Source organism: Nocardia sp. NPDC003726 (assembly GCF_053586955.1).
In genome coordinates this window covers 1-21,820 of the sequence record NZ_JBSFNF010000003.1, presented here as the reverse complement: position 1 = coordinate 21,820, position 21,820 = coordinate 1, and the positions used below count along the sequence as shown (strand labels likewise).

General features: G+C 69.9%; 27 protein-coding genes. 15 read left to right on the top strand and 12 right to left on the bottom strand.

Annotation, left to right across the window (positions count from 1 at the left end; all coding sequences use genetic code 11):
• Positions 1-26 precede the first annotated feature (26 nt).
• From ACWDMM_RS04855 to ACWDMM_RS04840, 4 genes are read right to left on the bottom strand one after another with little or no spacing between them, the layout of a single operon-like run.
• The gene (locus ACWDMM_RS04855; protein ID WP_449936034.1) at positions 27-962 is read right to left on the bottom strand and encodes a glycosyltransferase family 9 protein; all 936 of its coding nucleotides are present in this window, start codon (positions 960-962) and stop codon (positions 27-29) included.
• Positions 959-1,276, bottom strand: a complete 318-nt coding sequence (locus ACWDMM_RS04850) for a hypothetical protein (RefSeq protein WP_195079260.1) — start codon at positions 1,274-1,276, stop codon at positions 959-961. The genes ACWDMM_RS04855 and ACWDMM_RS04850 overlap by 4 nt, the downstream gene beginning before the upstream one ends.
• Positions 1,273-1,731: a hypothetical protein gene (locus tag ACWDMM_RS04845; protein WP_357102998.1), complete on the bottom strand. Its 459-nt coding sequence runs from the start codon at positions 1,729-1,731 to the stop codon at positions 1,273-1,275. Before ACWDMM_RS04845 ends, ACWDMM_RS04850 begins: the two co-directional genes overlap by 4 nt.
• A gap of 58 nt (positions 1,732-1,789) precedes the next feature.
• Entirely contained in the window at positions 1,790-2,131 is a 342-nt protein-coding gene (locus ACWDMM_RS04840) for a hypothetical protein (protein ID WP_323124065.1), read from the bottom strand.
• A gap of 195 nt (positions 2,132-2,326) precedes the next feature.
• On the opposite strand from ACWDMM_RS04840, the gene ACWDMM_RS04835 reads away from it, so the two are divergent.
• Positions 2,327-2,743 (top strand): CBS domain-containing protein, encoded by a 417-nt coding sequence (locus ACWDMM_RS04835; RefSeq protein WP_195079262.1) that lies wholly within the window; start codon positions 2,327-2,329, stop codon positions 2,741-2,743.
• 12 nt (positions 2,744-2,755) lie between these two features.
• Here the strand turns inward: ACWDMM_RS04835 and ACWDMM_RS04830 are convergent, their stop codons facing one another.
• The 3 genes from ACWDMM_RS04830 to ACWDMM_RS04820 are packed head-to-tail and all read right to left on the bottom strand — an operon-like array spanning position 2,756 to position 4,314.
• Positions 2,756-3,475: a metallophosphoesterase family protein gene (locus tag ACWDMM_RS04830; protein WP_195079263.1), complete on the bottom strand. Its 720-nt coding sequence runs from the start codon at positions 3,473-3,475 to the stop codon at positions 2,756-2,758.
• A 5-nt stretch (positions 3,476-3,480) separates the two neighbouring features.
• Positions 3,481-3,750: a BON domain-containing protein gene (locus ACWDMM_RS04825; RefSeq protein WP_323124064.1), complete on the bottom strand. Its 270-nt coding sequence runs from the start codon at positions 3,748-3,750 to the stop codon at positions 3,481-3,483.
• Positions 3,751-4,314 carry a nucleotidyltransferase gene (locus ACWDMM_RS04820; protein ID WP_323124063.1) on the bottom strand — a complete coding sequence of 188 codons (564 nt, stop codon included), beginning with the start codon at positions 4,312-4,314 and terminating at the stop codon, positions 3,751-3,753. It abuts the gene before it with no gap.
• 142 nt (positions 4,315-4,456) lie between these two features.
• On the opposite strand from ACWDMM_RS04820, the gene ACWDMM_RS04815 reads away from it, so the two are divergent.
• The gene (locus ACWDMM_RS04815) at positions 4,457-4,882 is read left to right on the top strand and encodes a ChaB family protein (protein WP_449936030.1); all 426 of its coding nucleotides are present in this window, start codon (positions 4,457-4,459) and stop codon (positions 4,880-4,882) included.
• On the top strand, positions 4,869-5,381 hold the full coding sequence (locus ACWDMM_RS04810; RefSeq protein WP_449936029.1) for a DUF6328 family protein: 513 nt from the start codon (positions 4,869-4,871) through the stop codon (positions 5,379-5,381). Before ACWDMM_RS04815 ends, ACWDMM_RS04810 begins: the two co-directional genes overlap by 14 nt.
• A gap of 15 nt (positions 5,382-5,396) precedes the next feature.
• Here ACWDMM_RS04810 and ACWDMM_RS04805 read toward each other — a convergent pair whose 3' ends face one another.
• Entirely contained in the window at positions 5,397-6,608 is a 1,212-nt protein-coding gene (locus tag ACWDMM_RS04805; RefSeq protein ID WP_195079265.1) for a glycosyltransferase, read from the bottom strand.
• 391 nt (positions 6,609-6,999) lie between these two features.
• On the opposite strand from ACWDMM_RS04805, the gene ACWDMM_RS04800 reads away from it, so the two are divergent.
• From ACWDMM_RS04800 to ACWDMM_RS04785, 4 genes are all read left to right on the top strand, one after another.
• Positions 7,000-7,413 carry an STAS domain-containing protein gene (locus tag ACWDMM_RS04800; RefSeq protein WP_195079266.1) on the top strand — a complete coding sequence of 138 codons (414 nt, stop codon included), beginning with the start codon at positions 7,000-7,002 and terminating at the stop codon, positions 7,411-7,413.
• Positions 7,414-7,507: 94 nt separating this feature from the next.
• Positions 7,508-8,191, top strand: coding sequence for a PAS and ANTAR domain-containing protein (locus ACWDMM_RS04795; RefSeq protein WP_195079267.1), 684 nt, complete (start codon positions 7,508-7,510; stop codon positions 8,189-8,191).
• A 141-nt stretch (positions 8,192-8,332) separates the two neighbouring features.
• On the top strand, positions 8,333-8,764 hold the full coding sequence (locus ACWDMM_RS04790) for an ATP-binding protein (protein ID WP_195079268.1): 432 nt from the start codon (positions 8,333-8,335) through the stop codon (positions 8,762-8,764).
• Positions 8,754-9,539, top strand: a complete 786-nt coding sequence (locus tag ACWDMM_RS04785; RefSeq protein ID WP_195079269.1) for an RNA polymerase sigma factor SigF — start codon at positions 8,754-8,756, stop codon at positions 9,537-9,539. Before ACWDMM_RS04790 ends, ACWDMM_RS04785 begins: the two co-directional genes overlap by 11 nt.
• An 11-nt stretch (positions 9,540-9,550) precedes the next feature.
• Here ACWDMM_RS04785 and ACWDMM_RS04780 read toward each other — a convergent pair whose 3' ends face one another.
• Entirely contained in the window at positions 9,551-9,847 is a 297-nt protein-coding gene (locus ACWDMM_RS04780) for a hypothetical protein (protein WP_195079270.1), read from the bottom strand.
• Positions 9,848-10,051: 204 nt separating this feature from the next.
• Between ACWDMM_RS04780 and ACWDMM_RS04775 the strand changes: the two genes are divergently transcribed.
• The 7 genes from ACWDMM_RS04775 to thpD all read left to right on the top strand — a co-directional run bounded on the left by ACWDMM_RS04775 (position 10,052) and on the right by thpD (position 15,922).
• Positions 10,052-10,399 carry a hypothetical protein gene (locus tag ACWDMM_RS04775; RefSeq protein WP_449936023.1) on the top strand — a complete coding sequence of 116 codons (348 nt, stop codon included), beginning with the start codon at positions 10,052-10,054 and terminating at the stop codon, positions 10,397-10,399.
• 446 nt (positions 10,400-10,845) lie between these two features.
• Entirely contained in the window at positions 10,846-11,556 is a 711-nt protein-coding gene (locus ACWDMM_RS04770) for a response regulator transcription factor (protein WP_195079271.1), read from the top strand.
• On the top strand, positions 11,522-12,652 hold the full coding sequence (locus ACWDMM_RS04765) for a sensor histidine kinase (RefSeq protein ID WP_449936020.1): 1,131 nt from the start codon (positions 11,522-11,524) through the stop codon (positions 12,650-12,652). The genes ACWDMM_RS04770 and ACWDMM_RS04765 overlap by 35 nt, the downstream gene beginning before the upstream one ends.
• Before the next feature lie 84 nt (positions 12,653-12,736).
• Positions 12,737-13,339: a diaminobutyrate acetyltransferase gene (ectA, locus tag ACWDMM_RS04760; RefSeq protein ID WP_195079272.1), complete on the top strand. Its 603-nt coding sequence runs from the start codon at positions 12,737-12,739 to the stop codon at positions 13,337-13,339.
• Positions 13,336-14,613, top strand: a complete 1,278-nt coding sequence (gene ectB, locus ACWDMM_RS04755; RefSeq protein WP_449936017.1) for a diaminobutyrate--2-oxoglutarate transaminase — start codon at positions 13,336-13,338, stop codon at positions 14,611-14,613. Before ectA ends, ectB begins: the two co-directional genes overlap by 4 nt.
• Positions 14,610-15,008, top strand: coding sequence for an ectoine synthase (locus tag ACWDMM_RS04750; protein WP_195079274.1), 399 nt, complete (start codon positions 14,610-14,612; stop codon positions 15,006-15,008). The genes ectB and ACWDMM_RS04750 overlap by 4 nt, the downstream gene beginning before the upstream one ends.
• A gap of 8 nt (positions 15,009-15,016) precedes the next feature.
• Entirely contained in the window at positions 15,017-15,922 is a 906-nt protein-coding gene (gene thpD, locus ACWDMM_RS04745) for an ectoine hydroxylase (protein ID WP_195079275.1), read from the top strand.
• An 81-nt stretch (positions 15,923-16,003) separates the two neighbouring features.
• On the opposite strand, the gene ACWDMM_RS04740 is transcribed toward thpD, so the two are convergent.
• The 3 genes from ACWDMM_RS04740 to ACWDMM_RS04730 all read right to left on the bottom strand — a co-directional run bounded on the left by ACWDMM_RS04740 (position 16,004) and on the right by ACWDMM_RS04730 (position 20,381).
• Positions 16,004-17,167, bottom strand: a complete 1,164-nt coding sequence (locus tag ACWDMM_RS04740; RefSeq protein ID WP_449936013.1) for a lactate 2-monooxygenase — start codon at positions 17,165-17,167, stop codon at positions 16,004-16,006.
• A gap of 66 nt (positions 17,168-17,233) precedes the next feature.
• Entirely contained in the window at positions 17,234-18,046 is an 813-nt protein-coding gene (erm, locus tag ACWDMM_RS04735; RefSeq protein WP_449936011.1) for a 23S ribosomal RNA methyltransferase Erm, read from the bottom strand.
• A 289-nt stretch (positions 18,047-18,335) separates the two neighbouring features.
• Complete coding sequence (locus tag ACWDMM_RS04730) at positions 18,336-20,381, bottom strand: hypothetical protein (RefSeq protein ID WP_449936009.1); 2,046 nt, start codon at positions 20,379-20,381, stop codon at positions 18,336-18,338.
• Between the two features lie 276 nt (positions 20,382-20,657).
• Here ACWDMM_RS04730 and ACWDMM_RS04725 point away from each other — a divergent pair, with 276 nt between their 5' ends.
• A complete protein-coding gene (locus ACWDMM_RS04725; RefSeq protein WP_449936007.1) occupies positions 20,658-21,785 on the top strand; it encodes an NAD(P)H-dependent amine dehydrogenase family protein in 1,128 nt (375 codons plus the stop codon).
• Positions 21,786-21,820 lie beyond the last annotated feature (35 nt).

Genomic DNA, 21,820 nt, shown 5'->3' with positions numbered 1-21,820 from the left:
GGTGAAACGCCCGTGCGGCGTCCTTCTCACACTCGCACGTGGTTGCTGAGTTGCCGATCGGCGGCGGCGAGCACTTCGGCGGCGCTGATCATCGCCAGCCCGGGCGCGGGCGTGTCCGACCGCGGGTCGCCGGGGTGTCCGGCCCACAGGGCGACATGGGCCGCCCGTTCCGCGGGCGGTCCCCAGACCGCGGGGGAATCGGGGCCGAAGATCAGCACCGACGGCGTGCCGAACGCCGTGGCCAGATGCCCGACGCCGGTGTCGCCGCTGAGCACCAAGGACGCGTCGGCCACCGTCACGGCGAGTTGGCGCAGCGTGAGTTCGCCTGCCAGCACATCGTTCTCGGAGAGACCGGCCTGTTCGGCGACGCTGCGCGCGAGCGGACGGTCCGCGGCGCTGCCCACGATCCGCACCGGCGCTCCCCACTCGCGCAAGCCCGCGGCCACCGCCGCGAAGCGGTCGGCCGGCCAGCGCCGAGCCGGCGCCCCGCCCGGGTAGACGACGATGGAGCGGCGCTCGCCGGTGCACTCCGGCGGCGGTGTGATGTCCAGTCGAGCCGGGTCGGCCGGGATGCCCGCCCATTCCAGCAGCCTGCACCACCGCACCGTGTCGGGCAGGCCGGGCTCCAACAGCGGGCCGGGTACACGGGGAAAGTCCTTGTGGCGGTGCGTGATGATGCTTTCCGGGTCGGTCGCGAGCAGCGCGCGTATGCTCTCGGCTCCGGCGTCGTGCAGATTGACGGCGAAGGCAGGCGCGGGGGCGTTCCAGCGCAACCCGCCCGCCATCGGCGTCGCGTGCAACTCGTCGGCGCACGCGGCCAGTTCCACGACCGGGCGCAGCCATCCCGGCGCGGCCAGGACCAGCCGGTGCCGCGGACGCCCGTCGCGCAGCGCACGCAGTGCGGGGACCGCGGTCAGCAGTTCCCGCAACCCGTGCGCCCGCAGCGCGAGCAAGACCGTCATTTCGGCACGAAGATGCCGGTGAGGTCGGCCTTGCGGATCGGGGTGTCCGGGTTGGCCTGCGCCGCGCACATCAGCTTGATCGCCGCGATCGCGGCGTCGACGGTCCTGGCGTCGGGCGTCTCGTTGCCCTCGCGCTCCTCTTCCAGGAACTTCTCGGTGGTGATGCGCTGTTTGTCGGAGTCCTGGGCGACGTATTCGTTGCACGGCGTGTCGCCGCCCTTGTTCACGATCTTCTCCGGCTCGTCGCCGCAGCCTGCCGCGCACACCGCCAGCGCGGCCAGCACGGCGACGCCCACCCGGCGCGCGGCGCTCATCGGCCGAACCCCGCCAGTGCCGACGACAGGTCCGGCACGCCGAGCGCCTGCAGCGCCTGTTCGCGCACCTCGGGGCAGGTCTGGGTGGTGATGGTGTCGATCGTGCCTCGATCGGTGACGACCACGTCGTTGAGCCCGCCGTTACGGGCCGCCCAGTTGTGCACCGTGCCGTTGAACGTCACTTTGGCCACCGTGGCGCCTTGGCCGCGCCAGGTGTCGATGTCGGCACCCATCATGTCGCACAGTTGCTTCGCCGCTTCCGCGGTGATCTGGTCGGTGTTCGGCACCTGGCGGCTACTCGGCGCGGGCATGGTGATCGAAACGGTCGCGGGTGCGGGCGTGTCCGCCGCCGAATCGCCGTCGTCGACCGAACAGGCGGTGAGCGCCGCGCCCGCGGCCAAGGCGCAGGCGAGCAGGGTGAAGCGACCCAAGGGCCGGTTGGGCTGGTTTCTCATCTTTTCTTTCTCCTGGAGTGCGAAGGCGCGTTCCCGGCGGGCGGATGTGAGCGCTCGATCAGTGACCGGCGGCGTCTCGCAGCCGCTTGCCTTCCCGTGCCTTGACCCGGCGGTGCTCGGCGACGATCACCGAGACGCCCGCGATGATGCAGACGCCGCAGACGATCCCCGCCACCACCGCCCACCCCTCGAACCCGTACCCGGCTGCGGTGAGCGTCAGCGCCATGGCCACGAGCCCGACGGCGACCAGGATGATGCCCGGCCAGTTGCGGGCGTCCTCGATGGATTCTCCGGCATGTGTCCGAATGGTGCGGGTGTCGTCCGGGAACCCGTGGGTCCGGGGCGTGTGCTGCTCTCCGGGGCCGGATCCCGCGGTCGGCTCGTTCGGTGCTGGCAGCATCGGATGTCCTTTCTGCTGAGCGGCAACGATTTCGGTGCGCGGGCAGCCCGTGGCCCGCGGTGTTCGACGCGGGCCGTCCTGGGCGGCCGTACCGGTCGAATGCCCGCGTTATGGCGTCCGAAACGGGGGTAGCACCTCAGCGAGCGGCCCCGTTCCCGGCCGCTCGTACCCGCGAGAAGTTCCAGGAGGATCCCGATGACAACAGCACGGGAGATCATGACCCCGAACGTGGAGTGCGTTCGCTCCAGCGACACGGTGGTCGCGGCCGCGCAGCGCATGGCGGAGTTGAACGTCGGCGCTCTGCCCATCTGCGGTGAGGACGACAAGCTGAAAGGAATGCTCACCGATCGCGACATCGTCGTGAAAGTGATCGCCCAGCGTAAGGACCCGCTCGGCGTCGACGCGGGCGAACTCGGGGGCGAATTGGTCACCGTCGAAGCCGATGACGACGTACGCAAGGTGATGTCGGTGATGTCGCAGCATCAGGTGCGCCGGGTGCCGGTGCTGGAGAACGGCAGGCTGGTCGGCATCATCGCGCAGGCCGACGTCGCCACCACCGTCGAGAACGCCCAGTCGGGCAGCACGGTGGAAGCGATCTCGACCGACTTCTGAGTCCGGCGGCACTCACACCGCGGCCGGGTGCATGTCGTAGACCGCGTAGGCCGCTCGGATCACCGGCTGGGCGACATTGCGCACCCGGATGCCGCCCGGGGTGGTGCCGCGCTCGGTGCCCGCGTGCGCGTGACCGTGCAACGCCAAGTCGGCGCCGTGCGCATCGATCGCCTCGCCGAGCAGGTAGGAGCCGAGGAAGGGATAGATCTCCCTCGGCTCGCCGTGCAGGGTGTCGCTGATCGGGGAGTAGTGCGTGAGCGCGACGGTGACATCGGTCTTCAGATCGGCCAGCGCGTCGCCGAGCGCGGCGGCCACGTCCACGGTGTGTCCGGCGAATTCGCGCATCAGGGGTTCACCGAAGACGCTCGCGCATTTGCCCGCGAAGCCGCCGCCGAACCCTTTCGCGCCCGCCACCCCGAGCGTGCTCCCGTCGACGTTCAGCGTCACGGAGGTGCCCTCCAGCACCGTGATGCCGTGGTCGGCCAGCACGGCGCTGATCTCCTGGTCGGCGTCGCCGTGATAGTCGTGGTTACCGAGAACAGCGACGACCGGCACCCCCAGCTCGGCGAACTCCTCCGCGACGACCCGGCCCTCCTCGACGGCGCCGTGGCGGGTCAGGTCGCCCGCCAGCAGCAGCACATCCGCCCGCTCGGACAGTCCCTCCAGCGCGGGCCGCCACTGGCCGCGCGAGTCCGCGCCGAGATGTACGTCACCGACGGCGGCTATCCGCATGCGGCTCAACTCCTTTCGGATACGTCGGGCTCCAGCGTCTCGGTCTCGACGGGTGCCGTGGGTCGGGTGACATGGACGTCGTTGTGGACGCGCGCGTGCGGAAGCTGCTCGCGGACAACGGTTTCCATCTGCTGCTTGCAGTTCTCGCTGCTCACCTCGCCGCACAGCACCACGACGTCGCCGCGAATGGTCACCTGCACACCGAGTTCGGCAGTGCGGGGATCCTCGGCCAGCGCCCGGCGCAAGCGTGCGACCAGGTATTGCGGCTGCTCCATCTACTCCACCTTTCCGGTGCGGGTGATGCCGAGATCGTCGAGCAGGCCCATGAACGCCCGCGCGTAGGGCGAGGCCTTGGTCTGTTCGCGCACCACCTCCCAGTCGATCTGTTCGCGCAGGTCGCGCGCGATGTGCAGGATCGGGCTGAGATCCAGGCGGTGCGCGTCGAAGACGAGCATCTTGTCGATCATCAGGTCGGTGCCGCTGATCACCGGGGCCTTCGCCGGTCCGATCCGCATCTCGGTGGCCCGCTCCAGCAGTTCGTCGGTCACCTCGCGATCGTTCGGGCGGTGGATGACATCGACCAGCACGTCGTCGGCGTAGACCTTGCGCAACCAGTTCTCCGGCGGGTCGCACACCCGCAGGCCCGCACGAGCCAGCGCGTTGATCGCGCGGGCGCTGTCGGCGGGTTTGACGAAGATGTCGACGTCGTGCTGGGAGGCCGGGCCGCCACGGGCGTAGACCGCGCAGCCGCCCGCCACCGCGAATCGGATATCTGTCGCCGCCAGCGCGTTCACCGTGCGGGTGAGCGCATGCAGCAGCTGATCGGTGGTAACGGCCATGCAGCGGTGGTACCCGGCGGACACCGGGTTAATCGACGTTTCACCGGGTATGCGTCCGGATATCCGGAGGGCCCGGTGTGGCCCCGCCCCGGGTTTCCGGACCACTTCGGACCGATCTCGCGAGCAGGGAAGGGAGCGACACATGCCCAAGACGACAGCGCGCGGCGAGGTGAAGAAGTCCGAGTTGCCGAGCACGCTGGAACGGTCGGAGGAGAAGGCGCAGCGCACCTTCGCCGAGGCGCACGACGCGGCGCTGGAGCAATACGACGGCAACGAACAGCGCGCCCACCGTGTCGCCTACGCCGCGCTGAAACACAGCTACGAGAAAGTCGGCGACCACTGGGAGCCCAAAGCGCGCCGCGGTCCGTCGGATGAACGCGCAAGGCAGCACGGGCCGGACGCGCGGGGCGAGACCGCCGAAGGCGTCGACGCCAACGCGTCGAAGGAGCACCTGCTGGACATCGCCCGGCGATTGGAGGTCACCGGGCGCTCGCGGATGACCAAGGGCGAACTCGTCGAGGCGATCAAGAAGCGCAATCGCCAGGAGGCCGCGCGTGCCCGGAAGTGAGGACGACGGCTGGGCCCGCCGTGCGCGCGGTGAGACCGAGCTGGAACGACTGGACCGGAACTGGGGGAGCCTGGTCCAGGAACTGCGCGTGGTGCAGACGGGCGTGCAATTCCTGTTCGGCGCGCTGCTGGTCCTGCCGTTTCAGGCGTCGTTCGGCACGCTGACACCGGGCATGCGAGCGCTGTATCTGGCGACGTTGGCCGCTGTGCTCGGCGCCACCGTGTTCCTGATCGCGCCGGTGTCCTGGCACCGGATCCTGTTCCGCAGGCACCGGCTCGGCAATGTCGTCGCGGCGGCCCACCGCTGCGCGATGGCGGGCGTCGCCCTGCTCGGTGTCGCGCTGATCGGCGCGGTGATCCTCGTGGTCGACTACGTGACCGGCGTGGCCGCGGCGATCGTGACCGGTGTCGCCGCCGTCGCGCTGTTCGTGTCCACCTGGCTGATCGCGCCGTGGCGCTGGCGCAGCGCGTCCGAGGACGTCCGCGCCGAGCACTACTGAGCCGGCGCTACCGGGTCACCGGGCCCACGAGACGACCTCGCCCGCGTGCGCGGGAGCGCCGCGGTGATAGGCGCTGAGCGTCTCGACCGCGACCCGATCCCAGGAACTGCGGCTGGCGGCGCGCTGATAACCTGCGGCGCCCCAGGTTTCGCGCAACGTCGAGTCCGCCAGCAGCGGGCGCACCGCCCGCACGATGGCATCGGGTTCGGGCGGAGCGACGAATCGTCCCGTGACGCCGTCGACCACGGTGTCCAGCAGACCGCCGACGGCCGTGGCGACCACCGGCTTCCCGCAGGCCATCGCCTCCAGCGCCACCCGGCCGAACGGCTCGTACCAGGGCGTGCAGACCACGACGTCGGCGGAGCGGTACAGCCGGGGCAGCATCGGCCGCGACACCGGGCCGGCCAACCGGAGCCGTTCCCGCACACCGTGTTCCGACGCGATCCGGCGCAGCCTGCGGCCTTCGGCGTCGTCCTCGTCGTCGGCGGCCGGACCGCCGACGATAACCAGCTCGGTGTCCGGCAGCTGCGGCAGCGCCCGGATCACGGGGTCGAATCCGCTGCGGCGCACCAGCTCTCCGGCCGCCAGCAACCGGTGCGTGGCGTGCCGATCGGCGGCGGCGCCCTCCGGGGTGAACGTCGTGAGATCGACCCCGTGCGGCACGATCGAGGTCCGGAAACGCGGCACGCCCATCCTGGCCAGCTCCGCGACCTCGTCGGAGCAGGTCGCCACCACGTGCGCCGCCCGCGTCGCGATGAGCCGCTCGAACCTGATCCGCGAGCGCGGACTCGGGTCGGCGAGACCCTCGCAACGCCGCTGCACGGTGCCGAGCCCGTGGAAGGTCAGCACCACCGGGATGCCGTGCGCGCGGGAGGCGAGCTCGGCGGCGAGCCCGGACTTCCAGTAGTGCGCGTGCGCGATGTCCGGACGTTCGGTGCTCCAGTGCCGCCGCAGCACCGTGCCGAAGTCGCCGAGGTAGGGCAGCGTGCGGTCGCTCGGCAGGGGAGTCGGCGGTCCGGCCGGGACGTGGACGACGCGATAGCCGCCGTCGGCCAGCAGCTCGGCGGGGGCGCGCGGACTGATGCGCCGGGTGTAGACCGTCACGTCGTGGCCGCGGCGGACGTACGCCGCCGACAATTCCGCTACATAGGCGCCGCGGCCGCCCCCGTCCGCGGGGCTGCCCTCGGCGAGCGGGCTGGCGTCTTCGGAAACCATGGCAATCTTCACCGGGTGCTCCGTTCTCTCGTCGCGGGCAGCATCCGGACGCGCGAGTACGCGCGGTTGCCCTACGACCGGCATCGCGTGACGTTCGGGAATATGTTCGGGATATGCCCGCAGGCCGCCCGATGAAACCCCACGTCAGCGGTCAGATATCGGGCCGAACGGTCGGTTCGTCCCGGTCGCGGGCCCTTCGGCGGCGGGTCACGTTCTCCTACCGAACGCTGTCGGGAACGGGTCGGTCGTGCCACACTGTAGGGAGGTTGAGATCACAGCCGACCCCGGTTCGACGCATTCGGCGCAGCCGGTCGATGGGACGGCACGGCAACCGGTTCGCGCTCGCGCCGCCCTTCCCCGGCCGTCGCGGAGGACTGGATACCCCCTACACGGGAGGTTCGACTTGTCTGCCATTTCTCTGCTACGGGACCACGCCGACGGCGTGCATCTCAATGGTTCGGGACCGGGACGTCGTCGGGACAACCGGTTGTGGGCACAGCGGGTGGACCGCCGTCGCGAATGTGTGGTGGTCCGGGTCGAAGGCGAGTTGGACGCCGCCGTGTCGGCCGAATTCTTCGAGACGGTCGAGCGTGCGTTGCAGTCACCGTGCGATGCGGTCGTGATCGATCTGCGCGGGGCGAGATTCCTGAGTCTGCGCGCGGCCGTGCGCCTCGGCGCGCTGCGCGGCGAGGGGTTGGGTCGTCCGGATCTGCGGATCGTCGCGGGCGGGCCGGGAGTGGAGCGGGCACTGGAAGTGACCGGCGTACGGTCGCAGTTCCCCCGCTACCCGTCCATGCGCACAGCGTTGGACGCCTGAGCCGAAGGCCGCCCACACGAAGCCGTGCTCGCCGGTGTGACTGACCCGTGCCGATCCGGTCAAACCGGGCGCACCGGCATCGGATACTTCAGCAGTGAGTGAGAGCAGGTCGGTCCAGCCCGAGAACGCCTTCGCGCTGGACCGGGTGATCGGTACCGGGACGCCGCAGAGTGTCGGCATTTTTCGTTTCTGGTTCGCCGGCCAGCGGTGGGAATGGTCGGACGAAGTCGCATCGATGCACGGTTACGCGCCCGGGGCGGTCACCCCGACGACGGAGTTGTTGCTCGAGCACAAACACCCCGACGATCGCGAAGCGGTGGCCAGCGCCTTGGCGCGGTCGATCGCCGACGCGGAACCGTTCTCCAGTCGCCACCGCATCATCGACACCGCAGGCGCCGTGCACCACGTGATCCTGGTCGCCGACCGGATGATCGATGACACCGGGCTGGTGGTTGGCACCTCCGGCTACTACATCGACGTCACCGACACCCTCGCAGAGCACCGGCAGGAAACGCTGGACGACGCCCTGCCCGAGCTGTACGCGGCCCGCGCGGTGATCGAGCAGGCGAAGGGCGCGCTCATGCTGATCTATGGCGTCGGCCCCGAACAGGCGTTCCGGGTACTGAGCTGGCGATCGCAGGAAACCAATGTCAAACTGCGTGAATTGGCCGCGCGGCTGGTCGCCGATCTCCCCGGTCTGGCCGGCGTGACGGCAGGGCTGCGAACCGAATTCGATCATCTGCTGCTCACCGCTCACGAGCGCATCGACGACGCCTGACCGGCGTTTCGATCCCAGCGCGGCGGGTACGTCCCCGAACGAGGAACGTGGCGATATTTCCGCTCCACAGTCCGTGGCGCCAGGGTGTGCGGTACGCAGGCCACAGTGGAGTGGCTGTGAGGACAAGGTGGTGATGGGCCAATGGGGGAGTCGACTTCCCGATCCTCGACGGACACGACGACAGTCGGTGTGCGGGTGCCCGCCCGGCTGGAACAGCTGACCATGCTGCGCGCGCTCGCCGAGACGGTCGCCCTCATCGCGGACTTCGCCTTGGACGAGGTGACCGACATCCGGCTCGCGCTGGACGAGGTGGCGACCTCGCTCATCATCGACGCCGCCCCCGGCTCGACGATCGACTGCGAGTTCAGCTACGACGACGGCAAGATGTTCGTGCACGTCTCGTCGGTGGCGGTCACCGAGTCGGTGCTCGGGCACGCCGGGCTCGGCTGGCACATCGTGCGCACGCTGACCGACTCGATCGCGGCCGCGCAGGGCTCCTACGACAGCGTGCTCGGCGGGTATCCGACGGTGATCGACTTCAGCTGGGTGCGAGGTGCCCCGAATGGCGGGTGAACCGAGGTCGCGCGGGGACACCTACGACAACATCGAGCCGCTGTTCGAGAAGATCGCCGCGCTGGACCCCGGCGATGCGCGCCGCGAGCCGTTGCGTCGGGAACTGATCGAACGATGCCTGCCGCTGGCCGAGCACATCGCGCGCAAGTTCGCCGGCCGCGGCGAGAACTTCGACGACCTGCTGCAGGTCGCCCGCCTCGGGCTGGTGCAGGCAGCCGACCGTTTCGACGTCACGCGCGGGTCGTCGTTCCTGTCCTTCGCCGTGCCGACGATCATGGGCGAGGTCCGGCGGCACTTCCGGGACAACACCTGGGCCGTGCGGGTGCCGCGCCGCACCAAGGAGATCCAGCTGAGCATCGGTCCGACCGTCGAGGCGCTGTCGCAGCGACTGGGCCGGATGCCGCGCGCCAGGGAGATCGCGGCGGAGCTGGACGTCGACCTGGTGGAGGTGACCCAAGCGCTGATCGCGGGCAACGCCTACCAGTCCTCGTCCATCGACGCGGCCACCGGCGAGGACGCCGAGAGCGCCGCGCAGCCGCTCCTGGACAGCCTCGGCGCCGAGGAGCCCTCCTATCACCTGGTCGAGGACGTGATGGCGGTCGGGCCGCTGCTCGGCGAGCTTCCCGAACGCGAGCGTCAGGTGCTGACGATGCGATTCTTCGAGTCGCTGACCCAGAACCAGATCGCCGAGCGGCTCGGGGTCTCGCAGATGCACGTCTCGCGCATTCTTTCCCGGACCCTGACTTCGCTGCGCGAGCAGGCGCTGCGCGACTGAGCGCAGACCCGCTACACCGGATTCGGCGGAGCCGGGTCCGGTGACGGTCCCGGGAGACCGGGGTCCGGCGAGGGACGGCCGGGATCCGGCACCGGCGGGGTCGGCGTGGGGCCGGGGCCCGGCGGACGCGGCGCGGGACCGGGCACCGGCGGCAGCGGAGACGGATCGGGTTCCGGCGGAACGGGACTCGGCTCCGGAATGGGGTCGGGATCGGGAATCGGCGGCACGGGATCGGGTTCCGGGATCGGCGGAACAGGATCCGGCTCGGGCGTGGGCGGGACCGGTTGTGCCGCGCTGTCGGTGGACATGCGAACTCCTCCTCGTTCGGGTGACCGGCTCGCGCGAAGTCGGCGACCGCGCTCGACCAGCCGATCATCGGCCGGTTACCCACCGATCACGGGGCCAACCGGTCCGCGCCCGGCGCCGGTGCGGCCGACCAGTTTGCCGATCCTGGCCAACGGGTAGTCAGACAGGAGCCGGACAACAGATGCCGATGGCTCGAGGAGCTCGTCATGACCGACCAGCGCCGCCCAGGCACCCGGAATCCGCGGTTCGGACCGGGTGGGCCGGGGGCGTCGACGCAGTCCCGAGGGATCTCCGTCACCAGGAACCACGACGTCATCCGCCGCTGGGCCGCCCAGCGCGGAGCGCGGCCCGCGACGGTGCCGGGCAGCGAGCAGGACGGGCGGCTGGGGGTGTTGCGATTCGACTTTCCCGGCTACGGGGGCGCCGTGCTGCGCCGGGTGGGGTGGGACGAGTGGTTCGCCACGTTCGATGCCAGAAAACTGCGCTTCTGGTATGTGGAGCGCGATGCCGAGGATCCGCCGAGCAACTTCAACCGTTTGGAGCCGCCGCGATAGCCGGTCGGGCGCTGGCGCGGCCGTGAGACCGGTCACGGCCGCGCGTTCGTGAACGGCGCAGCGGAAGCGATGTGACGCACGACATGAATGCCTTGCGAGTCCCGTTGCCGCGCCTGCGGTTAGCTCCGGTGCGGACCGTCAGGATCGGGCCTTCGAAATAGGCTGTTGGCGTGCGACTTTCACGATCGAAATCGTTCTCCGTGTAATGCGATGGCGCGCGGAAGACGAACTGCGCTGCCGCCCCGATGCTGCCGGAATCGGGCGGCCGCATAGCGTCGATGGAACGACCACGAGGCCCCGTCTCGGTCTGCCGGATGTTTACCGGCCGGGCTCAGGGGTACTCGTAGCCGAGCAAAGGTTGCTCGAAAAGCGGAAAGTCGCGTCGGTATGGGGATGCGGTTGTCCGCATCGTGACGCGCTTGCGCATGTCTGCAAGGGATAAGGTCTTGAGCGCAAACCTGATGATCGTGGAAGACGACGACCGGGTCCGTGGTGCGTTACGGCTCGCTATGGAAGACGAGGGATACGACGTCGACGAGGCGGAGGAAGCCGAGGACGCGCTCACTCATCTGCGCAGCAATGGTGTTCCCGATGTGATGATCGTCGATCTGATGCTCGGCGGCATGGACGGATTCGAATGTATCCGGGAGATCCGCCGCGACCATGACGTCCCGATCATCGTGGTCAGCGCTCGCGACGACACCCACGACGTGGTGGCCGCGCTGGAAGCGGGCGCCGACGATTTCGTGACCAAGCCGTTCGAGATCAAGGAGATCACCGCGCGCATGCGCGCCGTGCGCCGCCGCGCCCGGCTGACCGCCGAGCGGGAGACGCCACAAGAGATGGTGCTCGAGGCCGACGACACGGCGCCGCTGATCCTGGCCCGCGACAGCGGGGTGGTGCGCCGCGGCGACGAGGAGATCCGGCTCACGCTCACCGAGTTCCGGCTGCTGTGTGAGCTGGCCGAGACGCCAGGCCGTGTGCTCAGCCGGACGGTGTTGCTCGAACGGGTATGGGACCGTGGCTTTTTCGGCGACGAGCGCATCGTGGACGTGCACATGCGCCGCTTGCGCACGAAGATCGAGCGGGATCCGTCCGATCCGCGCGTCGTGGTGACGGTGCGTGGGCTCGGCTATCGCCTCGATGTGCGCCGCTGAGCGCTGCCTCGACGCCGAACGCTGGAATCCGAACGCCTGGAGCCTCCGCGCCAGGGTGACCGCCGCCTTCGCGACCATCGCCGCGCTGATGTCGCTGGTCCTGGTCGTTTCGGTCTTCGTGATCAGCCGCGGCTACCTGGAAGGGCAGCGAACGCACGCGGGTAGCGAGTCGCCGGGAGATCTCAACGCCGATCTGGATCTGCTGCGCAACGTGCTCATCTGCTGCGCCGTCGTGGTCACCTCGATCGGCGCCGCGGTCGGCTGGTGGGCGAGCAGGCGGGTGCTGACGCCGCTGCACCAGCTCGCGGGCACCGCGGCGCGAATCGCCTCCGGCGACCTCGACCAGCGGCTGCCCGCGACCGGGGACCAGGATCTGGCGATCACCGTCGAGTCGTTCAACACCATGGTCGACTCGCTGCAACGACGCATCGAGCGCGAACACCGGCTCTTCGGCGACGTCAGCCACGAGCTGCGCACGCCGCTGACCACCCTGATGGCCGGCGTCGGCGTGCTCAACCGGCACCGGGGCGATCTGCCGGAACGCTCGCAGCGGGCGCTGGGACTGGTCACCGCCGAGGTCGAGCACCTGCGCAAGCTGCTGGACGATCTGCTCGCCCTGGCGCGGGTGGAAGCGGGCATGCACCACGGTGACGCCGAGCCGCTGTCGGTGCGCGACCTGCTGGTCCACACCCTCGCCGACCGCCGCTATCCGGCCGAACTGCTCACGGTGCGTCAGGACGTCACCGTGCGCGGCCGCAAGGTGGAGCTGGAGCGCGCGGTGGCCAACCTGCTGCACAACGCCGACCGGCACGGCGGCGGCGTGGTCGCGGTCACCGTCGATCGCGACGGCACCGACGCGGTGCTCACCGTCGACGACGCGGGCCCCGGTGTGCCCGCCGCGGACCGCGAGCGCATCTTCGAACGATTCGCCACCGCCCGCAGCGGGCGCCGTTCACCGGACGGGACGGGGATCGGCTTGGCGCTGGTCGCCGAGACGGTCGCCACGCACGGTGGCCGGGTGCGCTGCACCGACCGTCCCGGCGGCGGCGCGCGATTCGTCGTGCGCCTGCCCCGGCTCGGCGACATCCATCCGTAATACGACCGTAAAGAACTCGACAGGTTCACCTCAAAGTGGCTTGGCGAGCCTGGATAAGTAGTGCTGATCAGACGAGGGAGTTGTATGTCATCGCCAACCCTGTCCCCAGCGGAGATCGAGCGATCGCGCGTCGGCAATGCCGCGGCCGCTCTCCGGGCCGCCCCGGCTCGGAAAGGGGCCGGACCGGCCGTGGTCCTGCGCACGCCTCGCTTGGCCGACGGCGCTCAGATGTGGCGGATCGCCAAGGATTCCGCGGTGCTCGACGTCAATTCGAGCTACGCGTACCTGCTGTGGTGCCGAGATTTCGCCGGCACCTCGGTGGTCGCCGAGTCGGACGGGCGCGTCGTGGGATACGTGATCGGATTCGTCCGTCCGCAGGCGCCCGACACCGTCTTCGTCTGGCAGATCGCGGTGGACCGCGCGCTGCGCGGCCGCGGCATCGGTGCCCAGCTACTCAATACGTTGCTCAACAGTGTTGCCGCTCAGGGGGTTTCGGTACTCGAAACGACCATCTCGCCGGACAACGCCGGTTCCGTCGCGCTGTTCACGTCGGTGGCCGCGACGCGCGGCGCCGAAGTGCACAAGCGCCCGTTGTTCGACGCGGGCGTCTTCCCCGACAGCCACGCACCCGAAGACCTGTATCGCATCGCCCCGACCGCCCGCACCACCGAGGAGGATCACCGATGATCAACGCGGACACCACCGTTTTCGAGAGTCTGGAGTCGAACGTGCGCGGTTACTGCCGCGCCTGGCCCACCGTGTTCACCACCGCGAAGGGCAGCTGGCTGCGCGACGAGGAAGGCAAGGACTACCTCGACTTCTTCGCGGGCGCGGGCGCGCTGAACTACGGCCACAACAACGACGTGCTCAAGAGCGCGCTGCTGGAGTACATCGCCAGCGACGGCATCACCCACGGCCTGGACATGTCGACCGGAGCCAAGCGGGAACTGCTGGAGACGCTGCGCGACACGCTCTTCACCCCGCGCAGCCTGGACTACAAGGTCCAATTCCCCGGACCGACCGGTGCGAACGCGGTGGAGGCCGCGCTCAAGCTGGCCCGTAAGGTCACCGGTCGCGAGACCATCGTCAGCTTCACCAACGCTTTCCACGGCATGACCCTCGGCGCGCTGTCGGTCACCGGCAACGCCGCCAAGCGCGCGGGGGCCGGTGTGCCGTTGGTGCACGCCGCGCACATGCCCTACGACGGCTACTTCGACGGCACCACCGCCGACTTCCAGTGGATGGAGAAGGTGCTCGACGACACCTCCTCCGGCTTCGACCGTCCCGCCGCGGTGATCGTGGAGACGGTGCAGGGCGAAGGCGGCGTCAACGTCGCCCGCGCCGAGTGGCTGCGCCACCTCGCCGGCCTGTGCGCGGAGCGGGAGATCCTGCTGATCGTCGACGACGTGCAGATGGGCTGCGGCCGCACCGGACCGTTCTTCTCCTTCGAGATCGCGGGCATCACGCCCGACATCGTGACGCTGTCGAAGTCGATCGGCGGTTACGGGCTGCCCATGGCGCTGGTGCTGTTCAAGCCGGAACTGGACGAATGGTCGCCGGGCGAGCACAACGGAACCTTCCGCGGCAACAACCCCGCGTTCGTCACCGCGACGACCGCGCTGCGCCACTACTGGTCCGACGACACGTTGCAGACGGCGACGCGGGCCAAGGGTGAGAAGGTCGCACGCGCTCTGGGCGAACTGGCCGAGTACTTCCCGGGCGTCTCGACCCGTGGCCGCGGCTTGGTGCAGGGCGTGGTGTTCGATGATCCCTCGCAGGCGGGCAAGGTCTGCCAGATCGCCTTCGAGCGCGGGCTGCTGGTGGAGACCTCCGGCTCGACCGACGAGGTGGTGAAGCTGCTGCCGCCGTTGACGGTCACCGACGACGAACTCGACCAGGGCCTGCAGATCCTCACCGGCGCGGTCGAGTCGGTGTGCGGCGGGATGGGGGCGCTGGCATGATCGTGCGCACCACCGCGGAGATCACCGATACCGAGCGCGACGTGGCGGGCGAAGGCTGGCGCAGCAAGCGCATCGTCCTCGGGGGCGATGGCGTCGGCTTCTCCTTCCACGAGACGACCATCGACGCCGGGACGGTGCACGTGTTCCATTACGTGCACCATGTGGAGGCCGTGTGGCTCATCGAGGGCGAGGGCACGCTCACCGATCTGGACAACGACGTCACCTACGAACTCGGGCCCGGCTCGATGTACCTGCTCGACGGACACGAGCGGCACCGCTTGGAGGCGCGCACCAGGATGCGGATGATGTGCGTGTTCAACCCGCCGGTCACCGGGCAGGAGGTTCACGACAGCAACGGCGTCTACCCGCTGGTCACCGCGACGATCGGAGGTTGAGCACACCTATGGTTCTGCAGCACATCGAAACACCGCCCGAGACGGCTCGCTACGATCGCTACCCGACCCGTCTCGGCGCGCCCGCTCCGCACTTGGAACGGGCCGACCCCGCGGTGTGGGGGGAGATCGAGAGCCCCGAGTTGGCGTCGTTCGACGCCGACGGGTTCGCCATCCTGGATCAGCTGCTCACTCCCGCGGAAGTGGCCGAGTACAGCGAGGAGATCGGCAGGCTTGCGAACGATCCGGCACTGCGCGACGACGACCGTGTCATCGTGGAGAAGTCGTCGAACCGGGTGCGTTCGGTCTTCGAGGTGCACAAGCTGAGCGAGGCGGTCGCCGAACTGGTGCGTCAGCCGCGGGTGCTCGGGCTGGCCGAGCAGGTGCTGGGGTCGCCGGTGTACGTGCACCAGAGCCGGGTGAACTACATGCCCGGCTTCCGCGGCGCCGGTTTCTACTGGCACTCCGATTTCGAGACCTGGCATGCCGAGGACGGCATGCCGGCGCCGCGCGCGGTGAGCCTGTCGATCGCGCTGACCGACAACTATCCGATCAACGGCAGTCTCATGGTGATGCCGGGCTCGCACCACACCTTCGTGCCGTGCCTGGGCAGCACTCCGGCCGAGCACTACCGGGAGTCGTTGCAGGAACAGGAGATCGGCGTACCGACGACCGACGACATCACCGCCCTCGCGAACCGGTACGGGATCAGTCAGTTCACCGGCCGGGCCGGCTCGGCGCTGCTGTTCGACTCCAACCTGATGCACGGATCGTCGAACAACATCACGCCGTTCCCGCGCTCGAACATCTTCGTAGTGTTCAACAGCGTGCACAACACGCTGGTCGAGCCGTTCGCCGCGCCCGCGCCGCGACCGGAGTACATCGGCAGCCGCGACTTCACGCCGCTGTCGGCCTGATCCGCCGACCGCCTCGCTCGTGCGGCCCGCTCCCTTCCGTGGGGCGGGCCGCACGAGGCGTTTTCGCGGGTTCTCCGTTGCTCAGGCCAGCCGCCGGATCGCTTCCGGGCCGAGGTCGGCGATCGTCGGGTAGCCGTCCACCGCCATCAGCAGATCGGCTTCGGCGAGCAGCGAACGCACCACGTGCACGAGGCCGTCGACACCGCCGAGGGCCAGGCCGTAGGGGTAGGGGCGGCCGATGCCGACGGCCGTGGCGCCGAGCGCAAGCGCTTTGACGATGTCGGCGCCGGTGCGGACGCCGGAGTCGAACAGCACCGGCAGGCCGTCGGCGGCCGCCGCCACCTCCGGCAGATGCTCGATCGCCGGGATGCCGCCGTTGGCCTGTCTGCCGCCGTGATTGGAGCAGTAGATGCCGTCGACGCCCGCGTCCTTGGCGCGCCGCGCGTCGTCGGGATGGCAGATGCCCTTGAGGACCAGCGGCAGATCGGTCAGCGACCGGAGCCACGCCAGGTCGTCCCAGGTCAACGGATTGCCGAAGAGCGAGATCCAGGTCAGGATGGCGGTTTTGGGATCCTGTTCGGGCGGGCTCGGCAGCAGGGCTCGGAAGACCGGATCGCTGAAATAGTTGGCCAGGCAGTGGCCGCGCAGCTGGGGGAAGTTGGACACGGACAGATCGCGCGGACGCCAGCCCGGCACCCAGGTGTCCAAGGTGACCACGATGGCCTTGAATCCCGCCGCCTCCGCCCGCTGCACCAAGCTCTGCGCGAGATCCCGATCGGTGGGGGTGTAGAGCTGGAACATCCCGGGGGTGTCGCCGAACTCCGCCGCCACCTGCTCCAGCGGGTCGACGGTGAGGGTGGAGGCGATCATCGGCACGCCCGTGCGCGCCGCGGCCTTGGCGGTGGCGATGTCGCCGTGCCCGTCCTGGGCGCAAATTCCGATCACACCGACCGGGGCCAGGAAGATCGGCGTCGGCAGCGTCATGCCGAACAACTCGATCGAAAGGTCGCGTGTCTTGCTCGCGCGCAGCATGCGGGGGATCAGGCCCAGTTTCTCGAAGGCCGTCACATTGGCACGCTGGGTGAGTTCGTCGCCCGCTCCGCCCGCGACATACGACCAGATGCCCGGTGGCAGCGCCGCCTGTGCCTTGGCTTCCAGGTCGGCGTACGTCATGGGGAAATCGGGCAGCACGCCCCCGAGCCCTTGGAAGTAGATCTCGTTCTGGTAGTCGCCGAAGTTGGTCACGCTGCTCCTGTCCTCGTCTCGATGCATGAATGTATCCGATACGTTCGTGTAGCGGGTTGGTTCTCCTCAGGCGGGCAGCGCGCGGAACAGCGCGACCCAGCGATCCGGGGCGACCAGCCCGACCGGCTGGTCGAGCGATATCCCGGCCGCCCCGCAGGCGCTGCGCACCGCACGCGCGGAAAACTCCCGCCGCAACGACGCGGCCACGCTGCCTCCGACCCCCGAGAATCCCAGCTCGACCAGCCTGCGGTAAGCGCCGAGCTGCTCGCGTGGCAGCAGCGGCGAAGGCCGGGTGCGAAATCGCAGGATGGCGGCATCGACGCCGGGAACCGGGTGGAAGCTGCGCCTGCCGACGCGCGCCCCGAGTTCGATCGCGGTCGTGGGCCAATAGGTCACGGTGAGCTTGGTCCACCGGCCGTAGTGGCCGGAGTGCTTGCGGGCGAATTCGAGCTGGGTGAGCAGAGTCGCGGAGGTGAGCCCGTCGGCGGCCAGGCACCAGCGCACGATGTCGGTCGTGACGGCGAACGGCACGTTGGCCACGACCGCGAACGGCTCCCGCGGCGGGCGCACAGTGCGGAAATCGCGGTGGTACAACCGGATTCGCGGCTCGTCCGCGTATCGGCGGCGCAGTAGCGCCACGTAGCGGCGATCCTTCTCGTAGGCGCGGACCCGGCTGCCCGCGCCCAGTAATTGCCTGGTCAGCATGCCGTCACCGGGTCCGGCTTCGAGGACGAGGTCACCGGCGGCGACGCCGGAGGCGCGCACGATCAGCCGGGCGGCGCGCGCGTCGGTGAGGAAGTTCTGCGACAGCCGCTTTCGCGTGGTCGCCGGGTGGCTCTCGCCGCCGTGGGCGCGCGAAAGGGAGCGATGGCGGGACATGGGTGTCCTCCGAACGGAGTAGTGGTCGAATCGGAAAGGTCGATTCGCCCGGACCCATGCCAGGGCACGAAGAATCCCGCGACCGCTATCGGTCGCAGGCATGCATCGCGCTCGAAGGGATCAGGAGATGATCGGAGCGCTACGGTGCGCCGGCAGAGCCCGAGCCCCCGTACGCAGCCGGATGTAATACGCGCCGACCGCGTACGCTCCGCTCATCCCGGGACTACCGCACATGTCCGGCACCGTATGACGTCCGCGCGGTTGCCCGCCACTTGTTTTCGGATCGGGGTCAGCGCGCCGCCGACTGACCCACCACATCCTGGTCTCGCTGCTCGGCGGCGTAGACCCGCCACGACTTGGCCTCCGCGTGCTTGCCGAGTTGGTCGAGCAGATCGGCGAGTTCGGCGATGGCGCGCGGCTCCCGGCGGTCGGCAGCGGTGCGCCACCAGGATTCGGCCCCGACGGGATCGCCGCGCCGTAGCCGTACCATGCCGAGTTCGTACGCGGCGCCGGCGTGCCCGGCATCGGAGGCCTGCGTCCACAGCCCGCACGCCTGCTCTTCCTCGCCGCGGCGGTACATCGCGACACCGAGGTCGTAGAGCGCCCCGCGATAGCCCGGGTCGCCCGATTGCCCGGACTCACCGGTAGGCGTGGGCGCGTCGGCCGGGGCGGCGGGGCGTTCGGCGGATTGCGCAATTCCTTCCGGCGCCGACGCGGTATCGAGGGCTCCGGTACTCGGCGCACTCGCCGCGGGGCTGCCGGTGGTGACCGCCGTGTCCACCTCAGGGACGGGTTCTCGAGCCGCGGGTGGCGCCGGCGATACTTGTGCACCGGCGGATAGGTTCGATGCACTCGCCGTGTGATTCGGCTCCGAATCCGACGGCGGAGTCTGCGCCGGGGGCGGGGTGTGCGTGCCCGCGAGGTCGAAGGCGCGATACGGCTCCGGCGCGGCGCGCGAATTCGCGACCTGCGCGCCCGACGCGGAGCGCGGACCGTCCGCCGCCGGGGGAATCGCGGCGGGGCCCGGAACAGTTCGAGTAGCTTGCGGGCCTACCGGCACGGACCCGGATCGAGGAAGCGGAGGTTCCGCCTGAGGCCGGGTGTGCGTGCCGATGGCATCGAGCGCGCGGTACGGGTCCGCGGTCAAGGGGTTCGCGACGATCGGGCTGGATGCGGTGCCCGGGCCGTTCACCGGGAGGGGAGCACTCGATGCGGGGTGCGTAGTGCCGAGCAGCCGGCCGGTACTGGAGCGTGCCGGGTCCTCGGGCGGATACGTGTGCGCGACCGGCGGTCCGAAGGTTCCGTACGAGTCCGCCGCGGGCCGTTCGGGCGCCGTCCTGGGGCGGGGATCGAGATGCTGGGCGGAGATCTCGGCCCGCGGCTGCGATCCGGGCGACGGGAACCCGCCATTCGCTTCGGGTGCGATGTCACCGGCGCGGGAATCGTGCCCGCTGTGCGCGGCGCTGGCCACGAATTCCTCGGCGGGCGAACTCGGCGCCGGGTGCGCGCCGTCCCGGGTCCGGGTGCCGGGAGCAGGATGCGGAGTTTCCGGAGTGGAGCGTGCGGCGCGGGACGACTGCAAATTCACGAAGAGACTACCGGCGCGGCGCGGCGGGGCGTGCTGCGTCGTTTTGCCCTGACCGCCACCGACGGCCGCGGACGGATCCGCGGCGGGCCGTTCGGCACGAGCCCTGGGTAGGCTCGCGGCGTCGATACGCGGAACCGGCATGGTCGGCAGGGTGGGCGGGCCCGCCGACGAGACCGGATGCGCAGTGGGCGGGTTCGTGCCGATCGGCGCGGCGGTCGCGGGCGGCTGCGGTGCGACGGGCGTGGGAGCGGTGGACAATTCCACGACCAGGTTTGCGAAGTTGGGCGGCCCCTCGCCGATGCTGCACCACAACACGACGTGACCGTTGGGCCGGTGTTCGACGACGATCCCGTAGTTGCCTGCCCACGACTTCTGCGTGCCGAATTCGTCCACCCAGACCGGTGTCAGGGTCACCAGGGTCACCGGCGCGGTGGGCGTGACGTCGAAGCTGACGCCCGCGGCGAGCGCGTCGCTCCACGCGTCGACTCCGGCGAGCGAGCGTCCGTGCAGGTCCAGATAGCCGTCGACGACCGAGAGTCCCATGCCGAGCCCGCGCAGTCCGGCGGGCGGTGCGGCGGAGATCATCGTCAAGGTGACGGTGGTGGGCGCGGGGCCGACCTGCTCGGTGTACATCGGGTAGACCATGCTGCCGTGCCAGCGGATCGGATCCGCGCTCTGATAACGCGCGGCCAGCGGCAGCTCTTCGGGCGTATTCCGGGCAGCCCACGACGAATACCGCTCGTTCACTGTCGCGCGCCTGCCTTTCCACCCGATCCCGACCGCCGCCCCCGCGCCGGGCGGCGGGGTATACCGTACTCGCCGCCAACCGGAACCGCGCCGCAATCCCGAGGCGGTAGGTAATGCCCCGAGCCCCAACGCTACCGGGGAGTTCGCGCTATTTCCCAATGGTGCGCAGTGGGGCGTGGACCGTCCGCACGGAATCGAGCGGCGCGTGCCGGCGGGGCACGGGACCGCTTTTCCGGAACGCCGATCAGCCGACCAAGCGCTTGCTACGCTCGATCGATGATCTCCACGGTGGTCTGGGGAACCGGCAACGTCGGCCGGGCGGCCATCCGGGCCGTCGACGCTCACCCCGCGCTGCGATTGACCGGGGTGCTGGTGCGCGATCCCGCGAAGATCGGGCGCGACGCGGGCGAACTCGCCGGACTCGGGCGGGAACTCGGCGTCGCCGCCGACAGCGACATCGACGGCGTTCTCGGCGCGCGCCCCGGCGCGGTGGTCTACGCGGCGTCCGGCGACATCCGGCCCGACGAGGCGCTCGCCGATATCGTGCGCGCGCTGCGCGCCGGCGCGGTGGTCGTCACGCCCGCTCTCTACGCCCTCTACGATCCGCGCAACGCACCGCCGCAGGTGCGCGACCCGGTGCTGGCAGCGATCGCCGAGGGCGGCGGATCGCTGTTCGTCTCCGGCATCGATCCCGGTTGGGGCAACGACGTGCTGCCACTGCTGATCAGCGGGCTCGGCAGCACGGTAGAGGCGATCCGCTGCCAGGAGATCTTCGACTACTCCACCTACGACCAGCCCGATTCGGTGCGCTACCTGGTCGGCATGGGCCAGTCGATGGACTACCAGCCGCCGATGCTCGCGCCGTCGGTGCCGACCATGGTGTGGGGCGGGCAGATTCGGCTGATGGCACGGGCGCTCGGCGTCGAACTCGACGAGATCCGCGAGACGCTGGACCGGCGCGCCCTGGACACCACCGTGACCACGACCTCCATGGGGCAGTTCGCTGCCGGCACCCAGGGCGCCGTGCGGTTCGAGGTGCAGGGCATCGTCGCGGGGCAGCCGAGGCTGATCGTCGAGCACGTCACCCGCATCCATCCGTCCTGCGCGCCGGACTGGCCCGCACCCGCCGACGGCGGCGCGGGGGCACACCGGGTGATCATCGAGGGCCACCCGCGCATCGAAGTCACCGTCGAGGCGACCGACGACGACGGCAATCGCTCCGCGGGCGGAAACGCCACGGCCGTCGGCCGCCTGGTCGGCGCCATCGACTGGCTGGTGGCGGCGGAACCGGGACTCTACGACGCACTGGATGTCCCACTGCGTCCCGCGGTCGGCAAACTCGGAAGGACTCTCAATGACCGTGTCAAGTCGCGGAGGCCACCGGTATCGGCGTGTCGAAGCTGAATTCGCGGCCGTCGCGCAGCAGTGCCCACAGGACA

Coding starts and splice junctions, on each gene's coding strand:
- ectA (WP_195079272.1), top strand. CDS start 12,737: ATGTCATCGCCAACCCTGTCCCCAGCGGAGATCGAGCGATCGCGCGTC.
- ACWDMM_RS04750 (WP_195079274.1), top strand. CDS start 14,610: ATGATCGTGCGCACCACCGCGGAGATCACCGATACCGAGCGCGACGTG.
- ACWDMM_RS04815 (WP_449936030.1), top strand. CDS start 4,457: ATGCCCAAGACGACAGCGCGCGGCGAGGTGAAGAAGTCCGAGTTGCCG.
- ectB (WP_449936017.1), top strand. CDS start 13,336: ATGATCAACGCGGACACCACCGTTTTCGAGAGTCTGGAGTCGAACGTG.
- ACWDMM_RS04845 (WP_357102998.1), bottom strand. CDS start 1,731: ATGAGAAACCAGCCCAACCGGCCCTTGGGTCGCTTCACCCTGCTCGCC.
- ACWDMM_RS04785 (WP_195079269.1), top strand. CDS start 8,754: ATGGCGGGTGAACCGAGGTCGCGCGGGGACACCTACGACAACATCGAG.
- ACWDMM_RS04850 (WP_195079260.1), bottom strand. CDS start 1,276: ATGAGCGCCGCGCGCCGGGTGGGCGTCGCCGTGCTGGCCGCGCTGGCG.
- ACWDMM_RS04835 (WP_195079262.1), top strand. CDS start 2,327: ATGACAACAGCACGGGAGATCATGACCCCGAACGTGGAGTGCGTTCGC.
- ACWDMM_RS04725 (WP_449936007.1), top strand. CDS start 20,658: ATGATCTCCACGGTGGTCTGGGGAACCGGCAACGTCGGCCGGGCGGCC.
- ACWDMM_RS04775 (WP_449936023.1), top strand. CDS start 10,052: ATGACCGACCAGCGCCGCCCAGGCACCCGGAATCCGCGGTTCGGACCG.
- ACWDMM_RS04840 (WP_323124065.1), bottom strand. CDS start 2,131: ATGCTGCCAGCACCGAACGAGCCGACCGCGGGATCCGGCCCCGGAGAG.
- ACWDMM_RS04790 (WP_195079268.1), top strand. CDS start 8,333: ATGGGGGAGTCGACTTCCCGATCCTCGACGGACACGACGACAGTCGGT.
- thpD (WP_195079275.1), top strand. CDS start 15,017: ATGGTTCTGCAGCACATCGAAACACCGCCCGAGACGGCTCGCTACGAT.
- ACWDMM_RS04825 (WP_323124064.1), bottom strand. CDS start 3,750: ATGGAGCAGCCGCAATACCTGGTCGCACGCTTGCGCCGGGCGCTGGCC.
- ACWDMM_RS04820 (WP_323124063.1), bottom strand. CDS start 4,314: ATGGCCGTTACCACCGATCAGCTGCTGCATGCGCTCACCCGCACGGTG.
- ACWDMM_RS04830 (WP_195079263.1), bottom strand. CDS start 3,475: ATGCGGATAGCCGCCGTCGGTGACGTACATCTCGGCGCGGACTCGCGC.
- ACWDMM_RS04855 (WP_449936034.1), bottom strand. CDS start 962: ATGACGGTCTTGCTCGCGCTGCGGGCGCACGGGTTGCGGGAACTGCTG.
- erm (WP_449936011.1), bottom strand. CDS start 18,046: ATGTCCCGCCATCGCTCCCTTTCGCGCGCCCACGGCGGCGAGAGCCAC.
- ACWDMM_RS04780 (WP_195079270.1), bottom strand. CDS start 9,847: ATGTCCACCGACAGCGCGGCACAACCGGTCCCGCCCACGCCCGAGCCG.